The 14,785-nt window shown below is 71.6% G+C and carries 18 protein-coding genes and 1 tRNA gene; 8 read left to right on the forward strand and 11 right to left on the reverse strand.

Going from position 1 to position 14,785, the window contains the following annotated elements:
* Positions 1–36: 36 nt before the first annotated feature.
* Positions 37–972: an RNA polymerase sigma factor SigJ gene (sigJ, locus tag JYK17_RS22830; protein WP_222811085.1), complete on the reverse strand. Its 936-nt coding sequence runs from the start codon at positions 970–972 to the stop codon at positions 37–39.
* Positions 973–1,146: 174 nt separating this feature from the next.
* Between sigJ and JYK17_RS22835 the strand changes: the two genes are divergently transcribed.
* Positions 1,147–1,686, forward strand: coding sequence for a YceI family protein (locus JYK17_RS22835; RefSeq protein WP_108012166.1), 540 nt, complete (start codon positions 1,147–1,149; stop codon positions 1,684–1,686).
* 25 nt (positions 1,687–1,711) lie between these two features.
* Here JYK17_RS22835 and JYK17_RS22840 read toward each other — a convergent pair whose 3' ends face one another.
* The gene (locus tag JYK17_RS22840; RefSeq protein WP_108012165.1) at positions 1,712–3,574 is read right to left on the reverse strand and encodes an ABC transporter ATP-binding protein; all 1,863 of its coding nucleotides are present in this window, start codon (positions 3,572–3,574) and stop codon (positions 1,712–1,714) included.
* 171 nt (positions 3,575–3,745) lie between these two features.
* Positions 3,746–3,822 (reverse strand) — tRNA-Pro (locus JYK17_RS22845).
* 102 nt (positions 3,823–3,924) lie between these two features.
* Here JYK17_RS22845 and JYK17_RS22850 point away from each other — a divergent pair.
* Complete coding sequence (locus JYK17_RS22850; protein ID WP_222811086.1) at positions 3,925–4,458, forward strand: DUF309 domain-containing protein; 534 nt, start codon at positions 3,925–3,927, stop codon at positions 4,456–4,458.
* A 36-nt stretch (positions 4,459–4,494) separates the two neighbouring features.
* Positions 4,495–5,280 carry a precorrin-6A synthase (deacetylating) gene (gene cobF / locus JYK17_RS22855; protein ID WP_222811087.1) on the forward strand — a complete coding sequence of 262 codons (786 nt, stop codon included), beginning with the start codon at positions 4,495–4,497 and terminating at the stop codon, positions 5,278–5,280.
* 90 nt (positions 5,281–5,370) lie between these two features.
* Here the strand turns inward: cobF and JYK17_RS22860 are convergent, their stop codons facing one another.
* The gene (locus tag JYK17_RS22860) at positions 5,371–6,117 is read right to left on the reverse strand and encodes a cobalt-precorrin-6A reductase (protein WP_128801297.1); all 747 of its coding nucleotides are present in this window, start codon (positions 6,115–6,117) and stop codon (positions 5,371–5,373) included.
* 214 nt (positions 6,118–6,331) lie between these two features.
* Between JYK17_RS22860 and JYK17_RS22865 the strand changes: the two genes are divergently transcribed.
* A complete protein-coding gene (locus tag JYK17_RS22865) occupies positions 6,332–7,786 on the forward strand; it encodes a DUF6351 family protein (protein WP_222811088.1) in 1,455 nt (484 codons plus the stop codon).
* A 93-nt stretch (positions 7,787–7,879) separates the two neighbouring features.
* Here JYK17_RS22865 and ykgO read toward each other — a convergent pair whose 3' ends face one another.
* The 4 genes from ykgO to JYK17_RS22885 all read right to left on the reverse strand — a co-directional run bounded on the left by ykgO (position 7,880) and on the right by JYK17_RS22885 (position 9,385).
* A complete protein-coding gene (gene ykgO, locus JYK17_RS22870; protein WP_108012160.1) occupies positions 7,880–8,002 on the reverse strand; it encodes a type B 50S ribosomal protein L36 in 123 nt (40 codons plus the stop codon).
* 25 nt (positions 8,003–8,027) lie between these two features.
* Positions 8,028–8,285 carry a type B 50S ribosomal protein L31 gene (locus tag JYK17_RS22875; protein WP_108012159.1) on the reverse strand — a complete coding sequence of 86 codons (258 nt, stop codon included), beginning with the start codon at positions 8,283–8,285 and terminating at the stop codon, positions 8,028–8,030.
* A 46-nt stretch (positions 8,286–8,331) separates the two neighbouring features.
* Positions 8,332–8,496, reverse strand: a complete 165-nt coding sequence (gene rpmG / locus JYK17_RS22880) for a 50S ribosomal protein L33 (protein WP_128801299.1) — start codon at positions 8,494–8,496, stop codon at positions 8,332–8,334.
* A 115-nt stretch (positions 8,497–8,611) separates the two neighbouring features.
* Positions 8,612–9,385, reverse strand: coding sequence for a sulfite exporter TauE/SafE family protein (locus JYK17_RS22885; RefSeq protein ID WP_108012157.1), 774 nt, complete (start codon positions 9,383–9,385; stop codon positions 8,612–8,614).
* A gap of 102 nt (positions 9,386–9,487) precedes the next feature.
* Here JYK17_RS22885 and JYK17_RS22890 point away from each other — a divergent pair, with 102 nt between their 5' ends.
* The 4 genes from JYK17_RS22890 (at position 9,488) to JYK17_RS22905 (ending at position 11,863) form a co-directional block, all read left to right on the forward strand.
* Positions 9,488–10,297, forward strand: coding sequence for an alpha/beta hydrolase (locus JYK17_RS22890; RefSeq protein ID WP_128801300.1), 810 nt, complete (start codon positions 9,488–9,490; stop codon positions 10,295–10,297).
* Between the two features lie 83 nt (positions 10,298–10,380).
* Positions 10,381–10,863: a Dps family protein gene (locus JYK17_RS22895; protein ID WP_222811089.1), complete on the forward strand. Its 483-nt coding sequence runs from the start codon at positions 10,381–10,383 to the stop codon at positions 10,861–10,863.
* Between the two features lie 23 nt (positions 10,864–10,886).
* Complete coding sequence (locus JYK17_RS22900; RefSeq protein ID WP_108012154.1) at positions 10,887–11,219, forward strand: DUF3140 domain-containing protein; 333 nt, start codon at positions 10,887–10,889, stop codon at positions 11,217–11,219.
* Positions 11,216–11,863: an HhH-GDP family DNA glycosylase gene (locus tag JYK17_RS22905; protein WP_222811090.1), complete on the forward strand. Its 648-nt coding sequence runs from the start codon at positions 11,216–11,218 to the stop codon at positions 11,861–11,863. Before JYK17_RS22900 ends, JYK17_RS22905 begins: the two co-directional genes overlap by 4 nt.
* Before the next feature lie 4 nt (positions 11,864–11,867).
* Here JYK17_RS22905 and JYK17_RS22910 read toward each other — a convergent pair whose 3' ends face one another.
* The 3 genes from JYK17_RS22910 to JYK17_RS22920 are packed head-to-tail and all read right to left on the reverse strand — an operon-like array spanning position 11,868 to position 14,778.
* A complete protein-coding gene (locus JYK17_RS22910) occupies positions 11,868–12,557 on the reverse strand; it encodes an SDR family NAD(P)-dependent oxidoreductase (protein WP_222811091.1) in 690 nt (229 codons plus the stop codon).
* Complete coding sequence (locus JYK17_RS22915; protein ID WP_222811092.1) at positions 12,554–13,429, reverse strand: cupin domain-containing protein; 876 nt, start codon at positions 13,427–13,429, stop codon at positions 12,554–12,556. Before JYK17_RS22915 ends, JYK17_RS22910 begins: the two co-directional genes overlap by 4 nt.
* Positions 13,426–14,778, reverse strand: a complete 1,353-nt coding sequence (locus JYK17_RS22920; RefSeq protein WP_222811093.1) for an amidohydrolase family protein — start codon at positions 14,776–14,778, stop codon at positions 13,426–13,428. Before JYK17_RS22920 ends, JYK17_RS22915 begins: the two co-directional genes overlap by 4 nt.
* Between the last annotated feature and the right edge of the window lie 7 nt (positions 14,779–14,785).

Here is a 14,785-nt window from a genome sequence, read left to right on the forward strand (position 1 = left end):
GCCCGGGGCGCCTGCCCAACTGCCCTTCCGCGTCGGTCACTCCGCCGTCCAGGGCCGCAGCTTCTCCGGGTTGCGCACGGCCCAGATGTGACTGATCCGGTCGCCCGCGAGGTCGAAGGCCATCACCGCCACGGTCACCCCGTCCTGCTCGGCCACCAGCCCGGGCTGTCCGTTGACATGGCGCTCCAGGAGGGTCATGTCCGGTGCCAGGTCGCGGAGTTCGACCAGGTAGCGGGCGATCGGCTCGGCGCCCTCGACCGGGTGGAGCGCGGCGCTGACCACGCCGCCACCGTCGCCGACCGCCGTGGCGCCGGGATCGAGGACGCCGATGAGGGCGTCGATGTCCTTGGCCTCCCACGCCTGTTTGAAGGCCCTGACGACATCGGCACGCCGGACAGCAGGAGTCGCGGGCGTCTGTGAGGCGCGGATACGGCGCCGGGCCGACGAGGCCAGCTGACGGCAGGCAGCGGGGGTCCGCCCAACGATCTCGGCGACGTCGGCGAAGGGGTAGCGGAAGACGTCGTGCAGCACGAACGCCACGCGCTCGGCCGGGGTCATCGACTCCAGCACCACGAGGAAGGCCATGGTGAGCGACTCGTCGAGGGTGACCCGGTCGGCCGGGTCCGCTCCGCCGCCGCCCGACCATCCTGTGATCCACTCCGCGCGGTCGGGCAGCGGCTCCGGGATCCATTCGCCGACGTAGCTCTCGCGCCGGGCCCGCGCCGAGCGGAGCAGATCGAGGCAGATGCGGCCGGCGACCTTCGTCAGCCAGGCGCCGGGCGAGGCGATCGCCCGCTGGTCCTGCGCCGACATGGCGTACCAGCGGGCGTACGTCTCCTGCACGACGTCCTCGGCGTCGGCCAGCGAGCCGAGGAGCCGGTAGGCGAGATTGATCAGCTGCCGGCGCTCGCTCATGACCGCGTCCAGGCCCGAGTCGAGCGGGCCGTCTCCTGGCTCGGACCGGCTGGTCATGGTGCGGCACCTCCCTCGGTCGCATCCGTGCGCACCGCTGTGCCCACATCTGTCCGACGAGACAGCGCCGTGAAGTGTGAGCCGTGGCCCGGCAGCATCCCGCACCTCACATTCCGGGGGGCTGTGTCGTCGTACGGATCGAGACGACTGGGATCAGTTTGGGAGCTATCTGCCATGACTACCACGATCAACGCCGGCGGCGAGCTGACCGGCGACTACGTTCTCGACCCCGCCCGCACCCGGATCGGCTTCGCCGCCCGGGCGATGCTGCTCGGCAAGGTGCGCGGGCACTTCGACGACTTCGAGGGCAGCGCCCATCTGGACGGCGACGACCCGTCGAGGTCCGACGTACGGCTGGTGATCCGGAGCCACAGCATCCAGACCCGCAACGAGAAGCGCGACGACCATCTGCGCGGCGGCGACTTCCTCGCCGCGGACGAGCACCCGGCCATCGTGTTCGCCTCGACCGGGGTGGAGCGGATCACCGGGACCGACTTCAGGGTCACCGGTGATCTCACACTCCGCGGTGCGACCGGACCGGTCACCGTGGACCTCCGGCTGACCGACGCCGAGAGCGACGCACCGGGCGGCTCCCGCGTCGGCTTCACGGGCAGGGCGACGATCGACCGCACGGACTGGGGCATCACCTGGGGGCGGGGCATGATCGGCAGGAAGGTGACGCTGGAGTTCGAGGTCGCGGCGACCCGTCCGTAGTGGGACGGACCGTCGGTGCCGTCGGTCAGGGGGCCGTCGTGGCGGCACTGGTCGGGACGTCCGGGTCCGGGGCGCTGTCCTTTGCGTCCGAGTCCGGGCCTTCCGCCAGGAAGCCGCCCGACTGGTGCCGCCACAGCTTCGCGTAGGCGCCCTCGGATGCGAGCAGTTCCTGGTGGGTCCCCTGCTCGACGATCCGGCCGCGGTCGAGGACGACGAGCCGGTCCATGGTGGCGACCGTGCTCAGCCGGTGTGCCACCACCAGCGCCGTACGCCCCTCCATGAGCCGCCACAGCGCCGCCTGCACGAGGATCTCGCTCTCGGAGTCCAGCGCACTGGTCGCCTCGTCCAGCAGCAGGATCGGCGCGTCCCGCAGGATCGCCCTGGCCAGCGCGACCCGCTGGCGCTGGCCGCCGGAGAGCTTGATGCCGCGCTCGCCCACCATCGTCTCGAAGCCGTCCGGCAGCGCGTCGGCGAACTCCGTGACGTGGGCCGCCTCGGCCGCGCGGCGGATCTCGGCGTCGGTGGCGTCGGGCCGGGCGAAGGCGATGTTCTCCCGCAGGGTGCGGTGGAACATCGCCGGATCCTGCGGAACGTAGGCGATCAGCCCGCGCAGGTCGCTCTGGCGCAGCCGGCTGATGTCCTGGCCGCCGATCAGGATGCGGCCGCCGTCGATGTCCGTCATGCGCAGCAGCAGCCGCGTCAGCGTGGTCTTCCCGCCGCCGGACCGGCCGACGAGGCCGATCTTCGTCCCGGCGGCCACGTCCAGGTCGAGGCCCTCGAAGAGCGGGTCCCCGCCGCCGTGGGCGAAGTTCACCCGCTCGAAGCGGACGTCGGCGGGCCCGGGCGGCAGCGGCTCGGGCGACTGCGGGTCGAGCACGGTGGGCTCGACCAGCAGCAGTTCGGTGAACTGGGCGGCCTCCGTCATCGAGCTCTCCAGACGGCGGTAGATCTGGTTGAACTCGAACATGATCTTCGTGGCGTTGGTGTAGTACGTGAAGGCCACGACCACGGCCTCGACCCCGTGCTCGCCGCCGCCGAGCGCGACCGCGAGCAGCAGGCCCAGCACGTTGGTCAGTACGGACATCGGTGCGACGAGGGTGTCGATGCGCAGGTTGCCGTAGTCCCACGACTTCAGCATGAGCCGTCGCGCGTGGGCGACGCGGCGCCGGTGCTCGGCAGCCTCGCGGCGTTCGGCCGCGAACGCCCGGACGGTGTCCATGTTCATCAGGCTGTCGGCGACATGGCCCGACACCTGGGCGAGGGCCTCCTCGCGCTTGTTGACGAGTGCCTGGCGGCGCCGGATCAGTGGCGCGACGCACACCGCCGTCAGCAGGATCATCGTCAACAGGCCGACGACGAGCAGCGGTTCGTAGCGCCACAGCACCACCGAACCGAACACCAGCGGCACCAGGCTGCCCATGATGTTGAACGTCAGGGTGTCGGCGAACTCCTCGAAGCGGGAGGCGAAGCTCAGCACGCGCTTGGTCAGCGCTCCCGCGAAGTTGTCGTGGAAGAACGTCGCGTCCTTGGCGAACAGTTCGTCCATGCCGACCACATACAGATGCTCGACGCCGAGGGCGTCGAGGCGGTTCAGACAGTGCAGTCCGATGCGCCACAGCCCCTCCGACAGGAGCAGGACGCCGGCGAAGGCGAGAACGTAGGGGAGGTTGGCGCGGATGCCGCCGCCGGCGCCCCCGGCGATGCGGCCGACGATTTTCGCGACGATCAGCGGCGCGATGTACGACAGCCCGATGTTGCCCAGCGCCGGCATCAACATGCCGGGCACCGTCAGCAGCCGAAGCCGGGCCAGTTCCCGTCCGTAGTAGCGAAGCGCGAGGAGCACGGGGCCCCGGCGCGGTGGAGCCTCGCGCGAGTCAGGTAATCCCATCCCGATCCTGTGTCTTGGTGGCAGCGGCCAGGCGGAGCTATGGAGTGTCCCGCGACGGCACCCACCGTGTCCAAGCGTTTTCTCTCCGTCACGTTGCCGCGTGGCCGCCGGCGGACACGACAAAGGCCGCTTTCCCGTGATGGGAAAACGGCCTCCGACCTGCCATCGAGCTGGTCGGGACGACAGGATTTGAACCTGCGACCCCTTGACCCCCAGTCAAGTGCGCTACCAAGCTGCGCCACGTCCCGATGCGCTTCGCGTGGTGAACCACGTGATCGCGCGGACAGTACTTTACCCCACGTCGGGGCCCGCCCTCGAAGCGGGCGGCGGGGGCGCGCGACAATCGGTGCATGGCAGGGACATCCTCAGCAGACGCGGGCCGGCCGGTGGCCGCCCGGGACCGGGACGGCGAGGGGCGGGCGCGCAATGCCCGGCCGCGGGACGGGCTCGGGCGGCCGCTGCCGTACGGCGCGGGCGGTGTGGACCGGCAGCCCGAGGGCGTCGTACGCACACCGGACCGGACGGTCGCCGAGGCGCAGGAGTTGCTGGACGCGGGCAAGCCCTTCCATGCGCACGAGGTGTTCGAGGACGCCTGGAAGTCGGGCCCGCAGGAGGAGCGGACCCTGTGGCGGGGCCTGGCGCAGCTCGCCGTGGGGCTCACCCATGCCGCCCGGGGCAATGTGACGGGCGGCGCCCGGCTGCTGCGGCGGGGCGCCGGGGCCGTCCAGGAGTGGGCGGCGGAATCGGGGCAGCCGCGGCCGTACGGGATGGATCTGGCGGGACTGGCCGACTGGGCGCGCGGGCTGGCGGGCGAGGTGGAAGGCGGTGGCCCGGCTGTCGACGCCGCGGCCCGGGCCCCTCGGCTGCGGGGCCGGACCCCCTAGACCGGCACTGTCAGTGGCGTACGGCAGACTCGGGGTGTGCGAAAGATTCATGTCATCGGTATCGGCGCGGGCGACCCCGAGCAGCTGACGCTGCAGGCGGTCAGGGCGCTGCGGAGCACGGACGTGTTCTTCCTGCTCGACAAGGGCGAGGCGAAGGACGACCTGACGCGGCTGCGCCGGGACATGCTGGACGCGCACATACCGGACCCGGGGTCGTACAGGGTGGTCGAGGCGCGCGATCCGGAGCGGGACCGCACGGCCGGGGGCGCGGCCTACTCCCCCGCCGTCGGTGACTGGCGCAGCGCCCGCGCGGACATCTACGAGCGGCTGATCGCCGAGGAGCTGGGCGAGGACGAGAGCGGCGCGTTCCTGGTGTGGGGGGATCCGGCGTTGTACGACAGCACGCTCGGGATTCTCGAGGAGGTGCGCGAGCGCGGCGGTGTCGGTTTCGAGTACGACGTCGTGCCGGGCATCAGCAGTGTCTCGGCGCTGGTCGCGCGGCACCGCACGGGGCTCAACCGGGTGGCCCGGCCCGTGCAGATCACCACCGGGCGGCGGCTGTCCGAGGGCTTCCCGCAGAACGTGGACGACGTCGTGGTGATGCTGGACGCGCACCAGACGTTCCGGCAGTACGCCGAGGAGGACATCGACATCTACTGGGGTGCCTACATCGGCACTCCGGACGAGATACTCGTCTCCGGGCCGATCGGCGAGGCCGGGCCGCGGATCGAGCGGCTGCGGGCCGAGGCGCGCGAGCGCAAGGGGTGGATCATGGACACCTATTTGCTGCGGCGCCGCCCCGAGCGCCGTCCCGAGGCATAGCCGTCGCCGGGCACGCGTAGTCGTCGCCGGGCAGGCGTAGTCGTCGCCGGGCAGGCGTAGTCGTCGCCGGGCGCGGCAACCACGCGCGGCTCAGGGCGAGTTGAGCCCCAGCCGCGCCAGCACCCCCGCCACGTCCGGCACCGCGCTCACCCCGTCCGGCAGGGGCGGGCGGCCTACCACCACGACGGGCAGGGCGAGTTGGCGTGCGGCCGTGAGTTTGGCGGCTGTCGCCGCTCCCCCGCTGTCCTTCGTCACGAGCACGTCGATCAGGTGCTCGCGCAGCAGCGCCGTCTCGTCGGCCACCGTGAACGGGCCGCGGGCGAGCAGCAGTTCGGTGTGCGGTGGCATCGGTGGCTCGGGGGGCTCCACCGACCGTACGACGAAAAGCAGGTCCGCCAGATGCGCGAAGGCCGCGAGCCCGAGGCGGCCGGTGGTCAGGAGGACCCGGGAGCCGAGGCGCGGCAGCAGGTCCGCGGCGGCGGAGAGCGACGGGACCGTGTGCCAGCGGTCGCCGGGGCCCGGCCGCCAGCCCGGGCGGCGCAGCACGACCGCGGGCACGCCGCTCGCCGCCGCGGCCCGCGCCGCGTTCGCGGTGATCTGCTCGGCGAAGGGATGCGTGGCGTCGACGAGGACGTCCACGCGCTGTTCGCGCAGCCAGTCCGTCAGCCCCCGGACTCCGCCGAAGCCTCCGACGCGTACGTCCCCCGCCAGTGCGCCCGGCCGGTTCACGCGTCCCGCGAGGGAGGTCGTGACGTGCACGCCGGGGCGTGCCGCGAGCGCGGCGGCCAGTTCACGGGCCTCGGCGGTGCCGCCGAGGATCAGGACGTGGGGGGACATGGGGCGAGCGTACGAGGTCGCACTCCGCGGGGAGAGCGCAGGGCCCGCCTCGCCTCGCCCCGCCTCCACCCCCCGTCACGGGCACCGTTCGTGGGCCGCGGTGCCGCCGAACACTATGAACACAACGGTCAGAGCATGGTTCGCGGCCGCCCCCGCTCCCTAGCATCGCCGCCGACGGCGCGACGGCGCGCCGACGAGGACGAGGAGCAGCGTCTTGGACAGATCGAGAACGCGCGCACTGATCCGCGCGGCGAACCGCCGGCGGCGTACGGGAGTACTGGCCGTCCTGGCGGCCACGGTCTCCACCGCACTGGTCGGCGCGGTGCCCGCCCGGGCGACCGCGCCGCCGCCGGCGGCCGCCACCTGCCCGGCCGAACTGGCGGGCAAGGCCACGTGTTACACGGGCCAGGACGCCAACGGCGCGTACTACGCGATCGCCGTCCCCAAGGACTGGAACGGCTCCCTCGTCGTGCACGCGCACGGCGGCCCCGACCTCGGCGCCGGCTCCGACCCGCAGCGCAGCGTCGACGACCTGGCCCGCTGGTCGGTGATGGTGGACGAGGGGTATGCCTGGGCGGGTTCGTCGTACCGCAGGGGCGGATACGGCACGCGGATGGCCGCCGAGGACACCGAGAACGTGCGCCGGCTGTTCGTCGAGCGGTTCGGCAAGCCGAAGCGGACGTATGTGCACGGCCAGTCGTGGGGCGGGGACGTCGCCGCGAAGGTCGTCGAGACGTACGGACGCAAGAACGGTCCCTACGACGGGGCGCTGATCACCAGCGGTGTCCTGGGCGGCGGTTCGCGGGGCTACGACTACCGGGTGGACCTGCGCGTGGTCTACCAGTACTACTGCCACAACCATCCCCGCCCGACCGAGGTGCAGTACCCCCTCTGGGAGGGGCTGCGGGCCGGGTCGACGATGACGACGGCGGGGCTGCGGGCCCGTCTGCAGGAGTGCACGGGCTATGCCTCGGCCCCCGAGGAGCGCACGGCGCTGCAGCAGCGCAACCTCGACGACATCCTGGCCGTCACGCGTATCCCCGAGCGCACGCTGGAGTCGCACTTGCGGTTCGCGACCTTCACGTTCCGGGACATCGTGCACGACCGGCTCGGCGGCCGTAACCCGTTCTCCAACGAGGGCGTGTGGTACTCCGGTTCGCACGACGACAAGGCGCTGAACGCCGGTGTCGAGCGGTTCTCCGCCGACCCGAGTGCCGTGCGCGATCTGTCCTACGACAGCGATCTCACCGGCAAGGTGTCCATCCCGGTGCTGACGATGCACGCGATCGACGATCCGACGGCGTTCGTGGAGCACGAGGCGGCCTACCGGGCGACCGTCGAGGGTGCGCACCGGGAGCGTTATCTGGTGCAGTCGTTCACCGACGAGCACGAGCACAGCCAGCTGAGCAACTCCGAGTACGCCAACTCGATCACCGCGCTGGACAGTTGGGTGCGCACCGGGCACAAGCCGACGCCCCAGTCGCTCGCGGACTCGTGCGGCGCGTTCGACCGGACGTACGGCACGGGCTGCTTCTACGAGCCCGGCTTCCACCCCTCGCCCTACGCCACGCGCGTCCGGCCGCGGCCGGGCGGGCTGCGGTGGCCCGCCATGTCGGCGGCGCAGGAGAAGAAGTGGAGCAGGATCGACGGGGTCGGGATCGCCCCGTAGCGATGCGGTCCAGCGATGCGGTCGAGCCGACACGCGAAGGGCGGCCTCCTGCCGGGAGGCCGCCCTTGCGTGGCTCGTCGGCTGCGCGGCTCGTCAGCCCTGGCGGGCCTTGAAGCGCGGGTCCTTCTTGTTGATGACGAAGACCCTGCCGCGGCGGCGGACCACCTGGGCCCCGGGCTTGGCCTTCAGCGAGTGCAGTGAATTGCGCACCTTCATGGTTCGGCTCTCCTGGTCGCGTCTCTCAGTCGCGGGTCGCGGTGCGGCCGTAGCGGCGCTCGAAGAGCTCCACGCGGCCGGCGGTGTCCAGGACCCGTGACTTGCCGGTGTAGAAGGGGTGGCTCGCCGACGAGATCTCCACGTCGATGAGCGGGTAGGTGTGGCCGTCCTCCCACTCGATCGTCTTCGACGAGTCGGCGGTGGAACGGGTGAGGAACGCGGCGTTCGCGGCGCGGTCGCGGAAGACCACGAGGCGGGAGTCGGGGTGGATGCGGGGCTTCATGGGGTTACCTCCTCGGTGCCCTGTGCGGCGGGCGGCACGTATTCGTTCAGCGCTCCTCGCGGAACGCGACGTGCTCGCCGGCCACCGGGTCGTACTTGCGCAGGACCAGTCGGTCGGGGTTGTTCCGGCGGTTCTTGCGGGTCACGTAGGTGACTCCGGTGCCGGCCGTCGACTTCAGCCTGATGACGGGACGCGCGGTGCTGCGTGCCATGAGGTCCTCCCTTCGCCCACGCCCTGGATCACTGATCCGAGCATGTCAATCACAGTGGCTGTAACGCGGCGACCCCCCGCCGCATTCCCGCCCCCGCGGCGGCGTGCTCCGGGGCTCAGCGCAGCAGCAGCTGCAGGCCGCCCACGATCGTCGCCGCGATCACGAGCTGCTCGAAGAGACGCTGGTTGATGCGGTTCACGGCCCACTTCCCGATGAACGCGCCGGGGACGACGAACACCGCGAGCGCGGCATCCAGGAGCAGCGAGTGGCCGTCGATCAGGCCGAGTCCGGCGCTGAAGGGCACCTTCGAGACGTTCACGATCAGGAAGAAGAACGCCGACGTGCCCAGGAAGCCGAGCTTGCGGAAGCCCGCCGAGAGCAGATACATCGACATCACCGGGCCGCCCGCGTTGGCGACCATCGTGGTGAAGCCGCCGAGGACACCGTAGGAGCGGGCCTTGACGCGGCCGGAGCGGGTGACCACCGAGTCCGGTTCGTCCTCGGCCTGCGTCGTGCGCCGCCGCCAGATCGTCACGCCCGCCATCAGCAGCAGGATCGCGCCGATCGAGACGCGTACGACCGCGTCGTCGGCCCACACCAGGAAGAGCGTGCCCACGACCACGCCCGCAGCGACCGCCGGGAACAGCCGCCACAGGGTCGGCCAGTGGGCGTGCCGGCGATAGGTGAGGACGGCGAGGACGTCGCCGACGATCAGGACGGGCAGCAGTACGCCGGTGGAGGCGCGGGCGGGCAGGACCGCCGCGAAGACGGCGAGGCTCACCGTGTTCGCCCCGCTCACGGCGGTCTTGGAGAAGCCGACGAGGAGAGCCGCGAAGGCGAGGGCGGCGAACTCCCAGCCGGATATGTGCCAGAGCGTCATCGTGTCCATGCGGAGACCGATGGTATGTGCAGACATACGGTCGGGTCAGTACCGTCTCGCCTGTTGGCCACCACAGGCACAGCACCGTTCACCGACGCAGCTGGAGGAGACATGGCCGAGGCCCGCGAGCATGTGCTGAGCGGCACCCGGGGCACGATCACCGCACGCGAGTGGCCCCATGAACGGCCGCGCTACGTCGCTGTCGTGGTGCACGGCTACGGCGAGCACGTCGGACGGTACGAGGAGCTGGCCGGGGTGCTGACCGGGCACGGCGCGGCGGTGTTCGGCCCCGACCACATGGGGCACGGCGCGTCGGCCGGCGAGCGGGTGCTGATCGAGGACTTCGAGGAGGTCGTCGACGACGTCCGCGCCGTGGCCGACCTGGCCCGCTTCACGCACCCGAACGTGCCGCTCGTGCTGATCGGGCACTCGATGGGCGGTTTGATCGCCGCCCGCTACGCCCAGCGCCACGGCGACGAACTCGCCGCGCTCGTGCTGTCCGGTCCGGTGATCGGCGCCTGGGAGCTGCCGGGGCGGCTGCTGGCGCTCGACGAGATCCCCGACACGCCCATCAGCCCCTCCTCGCTCTCCCGGGACCCGGCGGTCGGCGCCGCCTATGCCGCCGATCCGCTGGTCTGGCACGGACCGATGAAGCGGCCGACCGTGGAGGCGTTCGACCGGGGCCTTCGGACCATCGCCACGAGCGGCGACATCGGCCGGCTCCCGCTGCTGTGGCTGCACGGCGCCGACGACCGGCTCGTCCCCCTGGCCGGGAGCCGGATCGGCGTCGAACAGCTGAACGGCGGCCACCTCACCGAGCGGGTCTACGCCGGTGCCCGGCACGAGGTGTTCAACGAGACGAACAAGGCCGAGGTCTTCGCCGAGCTGACCCGGTTCCTGGACGGCGTGCTCACTGGCTGAGACGAACCGGGGGGTGCCCGGAGGGTGTTTGCAGCGGTTCGGCCTGGGCACTGGGGACATGACGTCAAGAGGAGAGGAACCCCATGTCTGTCGTGAAGAGCACGCTTCCGGAACCGGCCCGCAAGGTCGTCGGCCAGGCCCTGCAGAGCACTCTTGTGGATCTTCTCGGGCTCTCGCTGATAGGTAAGCAGGCGCACTGGAACATCGTGGGTCCGCGGTTCCGCTCGATCCATCTCCAGCTCGACGAGGTGGTGACCACGGCACGCACGTTCTCGGACACCGTGGCGGAGCGCACCGCCGCGCTCGGCCTGCCGCCCGACGGCCGGCCGGAGACCATCGCGGCGGCCTGCACGCTGCCCGGCCCGAAGGACGGCTGGCTGAAGGACACCGAGGTCGTCCAGGTCATCGTGGACGCCCTGGAGGCCGCGATCGGGCGGCTGCGCGAGCGCATCACCGCGACCGACGAGGCGGACCCGGTCACCCAGGACCTGCTGATCTCCATCACGGCCGAGCTGGAGAAGCAGCGCTGGATGTTCGACGCGGAGAACTGGCCGCGGGACAACTGAGCCGCCGTGGAGAGGGGTTCGTGATGACCGACGCCCTCGAACTGGACGCGCTGTGGGAGGACTTCCACCGCGCGGTCAACATGACGTCGCAGGAGCTGGCCGCCTGGCTGCGGGTGAGCGACGCCACCGACACCATTGAGCCGTTGCCGGACAAGGCGGGTACACCGACCGGGCAGCACGTCCTCGCCATCCTGCAGAAGCGGCGCACCGACCTCACCGACGCGGACATCCGGGTGATGTACCAGGTGGTGGACACGGTCGAGGCGCAGGCGGACGTGGAGAACGAGCCCGAGGCCGAGGACTCCGACCGCCGGCACCGGCTGATGACGATCGGCCACGACCCGCTCAAGCCGTGACCGGCCAGAAGGACGTGGTGCGGGCGCTCGTCGGCTCCCACGGGCGGACGTTCGCAGAGGAGGCGGGCATCACGCTCAGGGACACGCCGCAGCCGCTGTACCGGCTGCTCGTCCTCGCGCTGCTGCTCAGCGCCCGCATCCGCGGGTCAGTCGCCCTCGCGACCGCCCGCGCGCTGTACGAGGCGGGGCTGCGCGACCCCCGCCGGATGGCCGGGGCGAGCTGGCAGCAGCGCGTGGACGCCCTCGGCCGCGGCGGCTACCGGCGCTACGACGAGCGCACCGCCACCCAACTCGGCGACGGCGCCGAGCTGTTGACCGAGCGCTGGGGCGGCGACCTGCGTCGTGTACGCAAGGAGGCGGACGGCGACACCGGGCGGCTGCGTGACCTGCTTGAGGAGGTCCCGGGCCTGGGCCCGGCGGGGGCCGACATCTTCCTGCGCGAGGTTCAGCTCGTCTGGCCGGAGGTCGCTCCGTACCTGGACCGCAAGGCCCTCGACGGTGCGGCGCGGCTGGGGCTGCCGAAGGAGCCCGACCGGATCGTGCGCCTCGCCGGTGACACCGAACCGGCCGTGGTGGCCGCCGCGTTGGTGCGCGCCGCGCTCGACAAGAACGTGGTCGAGGACAGCCGCCGCGGAGCGGCATGACGGATCACCCCAGCAGCCATCCCCCGTCCACGCTCAACTCCACCGCGTTCACCGACCTGTTGCGCAGCAGGAAGTCCACCGCGTCCACGACGTCCGCCATGGTGGCGAGCCGCCCGGTCGGTGTCCTCGCGCGCAGGGCGGCCAGTACCTCGTCCGGCTTGTCGCGCCAGTAGGGGCTGTCGCCGACGACCCCGGGGTGGACGGCGTTGACGCGGATCGGCGCGAGTTCGACCGCGAGGGTGTTCACCAGGCCCCGTACGCCCGCGTTGACCGTGGCCACGGTCGTCGCGCCGGGGTAGGGGCGCTCCTTGGCCTGGCCGCCGAACAGGACGATCGCGCCGTCGTCGGGCATGCGCGGCCGCAGACAGTGCACGACCTCGGTGTACCCGACGAGCTTGAGGGTCACGAGGCGGAGCGCGGCGCCGATGTCGTACTGCGTGGCGTGGTTCTCGTCACGGGTGATGCCCGCGAGGACCAGATGGTCGACGTGTGCCAAGTCCCCGAGGACGTCCGCGAGTTCGTGCGGCCGGGACAGGTCGAGGGCGAGGCCGCGGGCACCGATCTCCTTGGCGACGGCGTCGGCGCGGCCGGGGTCTCGGCCGGTGAGGACGACCTCGTCGCCCCGCTCGGCGCGGACGCGGGCGAGTTCGCGGCCGATGCCCGATGTGCCGCCGACGACCAGGACGTTGCTCATGACTCCAGGGCCTCCCTCAGATAGTCCCAGTCCCGGGTGAACCGGTACGAGTGGCGTGGCGGCGGCTGCGGCGCCTGCGTCTCCAGCCAACGCAGCGGTCCCCGACCGGCGTTGGCGAAGCCGTGCACACAACCGGCGCCCGCCCAGGCGCAGTCGCCGGGTCCGAGGCGGTACCGCTCGCCGTCGAACACCGCGTCCGCCTCCCCTTCCAGGAAGTAGTACGTCTCCTCGAAGGGGTGGTCGTGGGTGCCGGCGACGCCGTCGGGCGCGTACTGCACCATGAACATCGTCGAGGCGACCGCGCCGAGATCGCTGTCGACCATCATCTTGACGGTGATGCCGCTGTAGACGAGCAGCGCGGTGCGCATGCTCGCCGAGACGGCCAGCAGGTCCTGGGACTGTTTGCCCGGGTCCATCTGCGCGGGCTCGAAGTGGCCGAAGGCGCGGGTGCGCGGATCACGCACGTCGATACGGACGGGGTCGCGCCGCGGCAGGTCGGGCACCCGCTGCGTGTCGTGCCCGTAGCGCGCCCGCGGCACGGGCGCCAGCATGTCCGCCCAGCGCGCGGCGGTGTCACCGGAGCCGCGCCAGGCATGGGGCACGCCCGTCGGGAGGATGCCGTAGTCGCCCTCATCCAGGAGGTACGAGCCCTCGGGCACGTCGAGGACCGCGGTGCCGTCGAGGATGTGGAAGCTCTCCTCGTACGAGTGCACATGCGCCGGCACCCGTCCGTCGGGGCGCAGTTCGCACAGGCCGAAGCCGGTGTGCACGCTGCCGTCGTCCTCGCCGACCAGCGTCCGGCGGCGGTGGCCGTGTGTGTCGTACGGCGGCTCGGGCACCTCGGTGGCCCGCCGCACCAGATGCCGGGTCATGCGCTCTGCTTCGCCTCCTTCGCCGCCAGCAGCCGGTCGCGTGACTCCTCGACGAGCCGCCGGGCGCGCGCGACGTCGCCCGTCAGCTTCCCGTCGCGCTTGTGGATCACGCCGTCGACGACGACCGTCTCGACGTTGGACACGTCCGCGCACAGCGTGACCGCACTGGTCGCGTCGTGCACAGGCGCCATGTTGAGCGCGGTGGCGTCGAGGGCGACGACGTCGGCGCGCTTGCCGGGGGTCAGGGAACCGGTGCGGTGCTCCAGTCCCGCGACATGCGCGCCGTTCGCCGTCGCGATCTCCAGCATCCGACGGGCCGTCAACATGGTGTCCGGCACCGGCATGTTGGCCTTCCAGCAGTCGGCGTTGACCCGGGCCCGCTCGGCGCCGAAGGCCGCGCGGATCTGGGTGAACATGTCGCCGGGCACGGTGGTGACGACGTCGGTGCTGAGCGAGGGCCGCAGGCCGTACTCGATGGCCTTCATCACGGGCGGCCAGCCGTGTCCCATCTGGGTCTCGACCTGCGGTGCGACCGACACCGTGCCGCCGCTGTCGGCGACCATCCGCCACTCGTCCTCGCTCAGGTAGCAGCAGTGGACGTAGGTGGTGTCCGGGCCGAGCAGCCCCAGGTCGTGCAGCTGCTTGACCATGCCGAAGCGGCCGGCGAGCCGGCCCATCGCGACGTGCACGGTGATCGGGATGTCCAGCTCACGGGCGAGCGCCCACTCGGAGGTGACGACCTCGTTGAGGCAGAAGCCGGGGCCGCGGGTGGCGAGCGCCATGGTCAGCAGGCCGTCGTCGGAGGCGAAGTAGGTGTCGCGGATGCGGCGTACGTCGTCGCCGGGGATCGCGATCTTGCTCTCGAACCAGTAGTCGGCGAGGGAGGTGTTGGCGCTGCCGTACGCGTACTGGGCGCGGATGCCGGACTCGGTGAGCGCCTGGATCGCCGCGTCCGGGTGTGCGGGCGTGTTGTTGATGTGGGACCAGTCGACGAGCGTCGTGATGCCGGCGTTGAGGCATTCCAGCGCGCCGGCGAGGTTGGCCGCGTACACGTCCTCGGCGGTGTACAGCGGGGCGAAGGTGTCGAGGATGTCGACGAAGTAGTCGTCGAGCGTGGCGTCGGGGGCGACGCCCCGGATCGAGGCCTCCCAGGTGTGGCGGTGGGTGTCGACGAAGCCGGGGATCACGATGCGCCCGGTCATGTCGAGGACCTCGGCGTCGGCGCTGATCTCCGGCTGCACGGCGGCGATCCTCCCGTCCTCGATCAGGACGTCGCCCTTCGGCAGCTCCCCGACGGAGGTGTCCATGGAGATCACGTGCCCGGCGCGAAGCAGTGTCCGATCGGTCATCGCGCTT

Origin of the sequence: Streptomyces plumbidurans (assembly GCF_019857225.1) — a bacterium.
Taxonomy (GTDB): Bacteria; Actinomycetota; Actinomycetes; order Streptomycetales; family Streptomycetaceae; genus Streptomyces; species Streptomyces plumbidurans.

Bases quoted from the DNA above. Each gene is read 5' to 3' on its own strand.
- JYK17_RS22850 (WP_222811086.1), top strand. From the start codon at position 3,925: ATGGCAGGGACATCCTCAGCAGACGCGGGCCGGCCGGTGGCCGCCCGG.
- JYK17_RS22875 (WP_108012159.1), bottom strand. From the start codon at position 8,285: ATGAAGCCCCGCATCCACCCCGACTCCCGCCTCGTGGTCTTCCGCGAC.
- ykgO (WP_108012160.1), bottom strand. From the start codon at position 8,002: ATGAAGGTGCGCAATTCACTGCACTCGCTGAAGGCCAAGCCCGGGGCC.
- sigJ (WP_222811085.1), bottom strand. From the start codon at position 972: ATGACCAGCCGGTCCGAGCCAGGAGACGGCCCGCTCGACTCGGGCCTG.
- JYK17_RS22900 (WP_108012154.1), top strand. From the start codon at position 10,887: ATGACCGACGCCCTCGAACTGGACGCGCTGTGGGAGGACTTCCACCGC.
- JYK17_RS22890 (WP_128801300.1), top strand. From the start codon at position 9,488: ATGGCCGAGGCCCGCGAGCATGTGCTGAGCGGCACCCGGGGCACGATC.
- JYK17_RS22860 (WP_128801297.1), bottom strand. From the start codon at position 6,117: ATGTCCCCCCACGTCCTGATCCTCGGCGGCACCGCCGAGGCCCGTGAA.
- JYK17_RS22920 (WP_222811093.1), bottom strand. From the start codon at position 14,778: ATGACCGATCGGACACTGCTTCGCGCCGGGCACGTGATCTCCATGGAC.
- JYK17_RS22885 (WP_108012157.1), bottom strand. From the start codon at position 9,385: ATGGACACGATGACGCTCTGGCACATATCCGGCTGGGAGTTCGCCGCC.
- JYK17_RS22915 (WP_222811092.1), bottom strand. From the start codon at position 13,429: ATGACCCGGCATCTGGTGCGGCGGGCCACCGAGGTGCCCGAGCCGCCG.
- JYK17_RS22840 (WP_108012165.1), bottom strand. From the start codon at position 3,574: ATGGGATTACCTGACTCGCGCGAGGCTCCACCGCGCCGGGGCCCCGTG.
- JYK17_RS22910 (WP_222811091.1), bottom strand. From the start codon at position 12,557: ATGAGCAACGTCCTGGTCGTCGGCGGCACATCGGGCATCGGCCGCGAA.
- JYK17_RS22895 (WP_222811089.1), top strand. From the start codon at position 10,381: ATGTCTGTCGTGAAGAGCACGCTTCCGGAACCGGCCCGCAAGGTCGTC.
- rpmG (WP_128801299.1), bottom strand. From the start codon at position 8,496: ATGGCACGCAGCACCGCGCGTCCCGTCATCAGGCTGAAGTCGACGGCC.
- JYK17_RS22835 (WP_108012166.1), top strand. From the start codon at position 1,147: ATGACTACCACGATCAACGCCGGCGGCGAGCTGACCGGCGACTACGTT.